Origin of the sequence: Ideonella azotifigens (assembly GCF_006519715.1) — a bacterium.
Taxonomy (GTDB): Bacteria; Pseudomonadota; Gammaproteobacteria; order Burkholderiales; family Burkholderiaceae_C; genus Ideonella; species Ideonella azotifigens.
In genome coordinates, this window is sequence record NZ_VIDT01000616.1 from 1 (window position 1) to 3,321 (window position 3,321).

A 3,321-nucleotide genomic window follows, 5' to 3' on the forward strand; every position below is an offset into this window, starting at 1 on the left:
AGCGAAGCGCCGTCCGGCTTCGTTGGCTTTGTCATCGAAGGCATGCACCACATCCTGATCGGCACTGACCACGTGCTGTTCCTGCTGTCGCTGCTGCTGCCTTCGGTGCTGCTGCGCGTGCGGCGCAATCCACCGATGGTGCTGCGCAGCGAGTGGCAGCCGGCGCCGGACGGGCGCGAGGTGCTGCTCGGCGTGGCCAAGGTGGTGACGGCCTTCACCGTGGCGCACTCGATCACGCTGGCGCTGGCGGTGCTGGACGTTTTCAACCCGCCAACCCGCTGGGTCGAATCGCTGATTGCCGCCAGCGTCATCGCCACCGCGCTGAACAACCTCTGGCCCTTGCTTGGTGCCCCCAAACCTGCCGCTGCGCGTCAGGCCCCCCGAGGGGGTCAAGAAGACTTGGGAGCGGCCCGGCATCTTCTTGAGGGCCAGGACCGCTGGAAGATGACCTTCGTGTTCGGCCTGGTGCACGGCTTCGGTTTTGCCAGCGTGCTGAAGGACATGGGCCTGGGCAATGGCGCGCTGGTCAGCTCGCTGCTGGGCTTCAACCTGGGCGTGGAACTGGGCCAGGCGGCGGTGGTGATCTGCGTGCTGCCGCTGTCCTGGTGGCTGCGTGGCAGCCGCGTCTACCGGCATGGCGTGCTGCCGGTGGGCTCGGTGCTGATCGCCAGCGTGGCCGGGATCTGGCTGGCGGAGCGGGTTTTTGATCTCAAGTTATTGGGCAGCGGCTGAACTGGGGCGACACTGGCGGGCTTGAAAAGCGACAGCGCGGCCCCAGATGGCCGCCAAACCCCCGCTGAGCCTTGGCTCGTGGGGGCGTTTTGCCAACCCCTTTTCCCGTTCGCGACCCATGAGCAAGCAGACCCATTCCTTCCAGGCCGAAGTCAAGCAGATCCTGCACCTCGTCACCCACTCGCTGTACTCGAACAAGGAAATCTTCCTGCGCGAGCTGGTGTCCAACGCGTCCGACGCCTGCGACAAGCTGCGCTACGAAGCGCTGGACCATCCGCAGCTGTTCGAAGACAACCCCAACCTCGAAGTGCGCGTGCTGTTCGACGCCGAGGCCAAGACGCTGACCATCCGCGACAACGGCATTGGCATGAGTGCCGAGGAAGCCACCGCCCACCTGGGCACCATCGCCAAGAGCGGCACGCGTGAGTTCATGGCCAAGCTGGACGGCGACCAGAAGAAGGATGCGCAGCTGATCGGCCAGTTCGGCGTGGGCTTTTATTCCGGCTTCATCGTGGCCGATCGCATCACGGTCGAAAGCCGCCGCGCCGGCCTGCCCGCCGACCAGGGCGTGCGCTGGAGCTCCGAAGGCACCGGCGAGTTCGAGCTGGAGACGATTGACAAGCCGCTGCGCGGCACCGATGTGATCCTGCACCTGCGCGACGAGGAAACCGAGTTCCTGTCGACCTGGCGCCTGAAGTCCATCATCAGCAAGTACAGCGACCACATCTCGCTGCCCATCCTGATGAAGAAGGAGACCTGGGACGCGGAAGCCTCCAAGCAGATCGTCACCGACGAATGGGAAACGGTCAACAAGGCCGCCGCGCTGTGGAGCCGCAGCAAGAGCGAGGTGACCGACGCCGAGTACCAGGACTTCTACAAGCAGATCAGCTACGACAGCGAGCCGCCGCTGGCCTACACGCACAACCGCGTCGAAGGCCGCAGCGAATACACGCAGCTGCTGTACATCCCCGCCAAGGCGCCGTTCGACCTGTGGAACCGCGACAAGCGCGGCGGCGTGAAGCTGTACGTCAAGCGCGTGTTCATCATGGACGACGCCGAGACGCTGCTGCCGGTCTACCTGCGCTTCGTCAAGGGCGTGATCGACTCGGCCGACCTGCCGCTGAACGTGAGCCGCGAACTGCTGCAGGAAAGCCGCGATGTGAAGGCGATCCGCGAAGGTTCGACCAAGCGCATCCTGTCCATGCTGGAAAGCCTGGCCGACAGCGACAGTGCCGACGACAAGGCCAAGTACCAGAAGTTCTGGGGCGAGTTCGGCAATGTGATGAAGGAAGGCATTGGCGAGGACTTCCAGAACCAGGAGCGCCTGGCCAAGCTGCTGCGCTTCTCGTCCACCCATGCCGACGAAGGCGTGAGCCTGGCGGATTACGTTTCGCGCATGAAGGAAGGCCAGGACGTGATCTACGTGATCACAGCCGATTCGCTGGCCGCCGCCAAGAGCAGCCCGCAGCTGGAGATCTTCCGCAAGAAGGGCATCGAGGTGCTGCTGCTGGCTGAGCGTGTGGATGAGTGGATGCTCTCGCATCTGCACGAGTTCGAAGGCAAGCAGCTGCAAAGCGTGGCCAAGGGCTCGGTGGACCTGGGCAAGCTGCAGGACGAGGAAGAGAAGAAGAAGGCCGAGGAAACCGCCGAGGCCTTCAAGCCGCTGGTCGAGAAGCTGAAGACCGCGCTGGCCAGCCGCGCCAAGGACGTGCGCGTGTCAAACCGGCTGGTCGATTCGCCTGCCTGCGTGGTGGTCGAGGAAGGCGACATGAGCGGTCACCTGGCGCGGCTCTTGAAGCAGTCTGGCCAGGAAGCGCCGGAAACCCGGCCCATCCTGGAAGTGAACCCGGAACACGCGCTGGTCAAGCGCATGCTGGACGACCCGCGTTTCGACGACCTGGCGCAGATCCTGTTCGACCAGGCCGTGCTGGCCGAAGGTGGGCAGCTGGAAGACGCGGCGGCCTATGTGCAGCGCGTGACGCGCCTGCTCAGCGCCTGATCAGAAGTGGGGCACCCGGTCTCGCGGGTACGCGAGGCCACCCGCCGGGCGGGTTGGCGCGGCCGTCTTGGGGCGGCCCGGCGCCGTCCGCGCTTCTGCTCCGGTTGGGGTGCTTGAATCAGAGGTCGCTCATACGCTCGACCTGCTCCTGCAGCTCGGTCGCCTGCTGGTTCCAGTACGAGGGGCTGGCAAACCACGGGAAGGCGATGGGGAAGGCCGGGTCTGACCAGCGCTCGGCCAGCCAGGCGCTGTGGTGGATCATGCGCAGCGTGCGCAGCGGTTCGATCAGCAGCAGCTCGCGGTCGTCGAAATCGGCGAAGTCGCGGTAGCCGTCCAGCAGGTGGTACAGCGCGGTTTCGATCGCACCGCGCTCGCCCGGCAGCATCATCCACAGGTCCTGCACCGCGGGGCCCATGCAGCAGTCGTCGAAGTCCACGAAGTTCGGCCCGGCATACTGGCCTTCCTCCCGCCACAGCACGTTGCCGGTGTGGCAGTCGCCATGCAGGCGGATCAGGCGCAGGTTGTCGTGCCGCGCAAAAGCCTGGTCCACCAGTGCTAGCGCGCGCTCGCTGGCGCGCAGCCACACGCCT

General features: G+C 65.4%; 3 protein-coding genes. 2 read left to right on the plus strand and 1 reads right to left on the minus strand.

Going from position 1 to position 3,321, the window contains the following annotated elements:
* Together FKP22_RS25060 and htpG are read left to right on the plus strand one after the other, a co-directional pair.
* Nucleotides 1–732 (plus strand): HupE/UreJ family protein (locus FKP22_RS25060; protein WP_141290396.1); only part of this gene is annotated, 732 nt, incomplete at its 5' end.
* A 118-nt stretch (nt 733–850) separates the two neighbouring features.
* Nucleotides 851–2,731 (plus strand): molecular chaperone HtpG, encoded by a 1,881-nt coding sequence (gene htpG, locus FKP22_RS25065; protein ID WP_141290398.1) that lies wholly within the window; start codon nt 851–853, stop codon nt 2,729–2,731.
* Nucleotides 2,732–2,849: 118 nt separating this feature from the next.
* Here htpG and FKP22_RS25070 read toward each other — a convergent pair.
* On the minus strand, nt 2,850–3,321 hold a 472-nt coding region (locus FKP22_RS25070), incomplete at its 5' end, for a serine/threonine protein kinase (protein ID WP_141290400.1).

What these genes read in the sequence shown, in the direction of transcription:
- htpG (WP_141290398.1), top strand. Translation starts at nt 851, where the DNA reads ATGAGCAAGCAGACCCATTCCTTCCAGGCCGAAGTCAAGCAGATCCTG.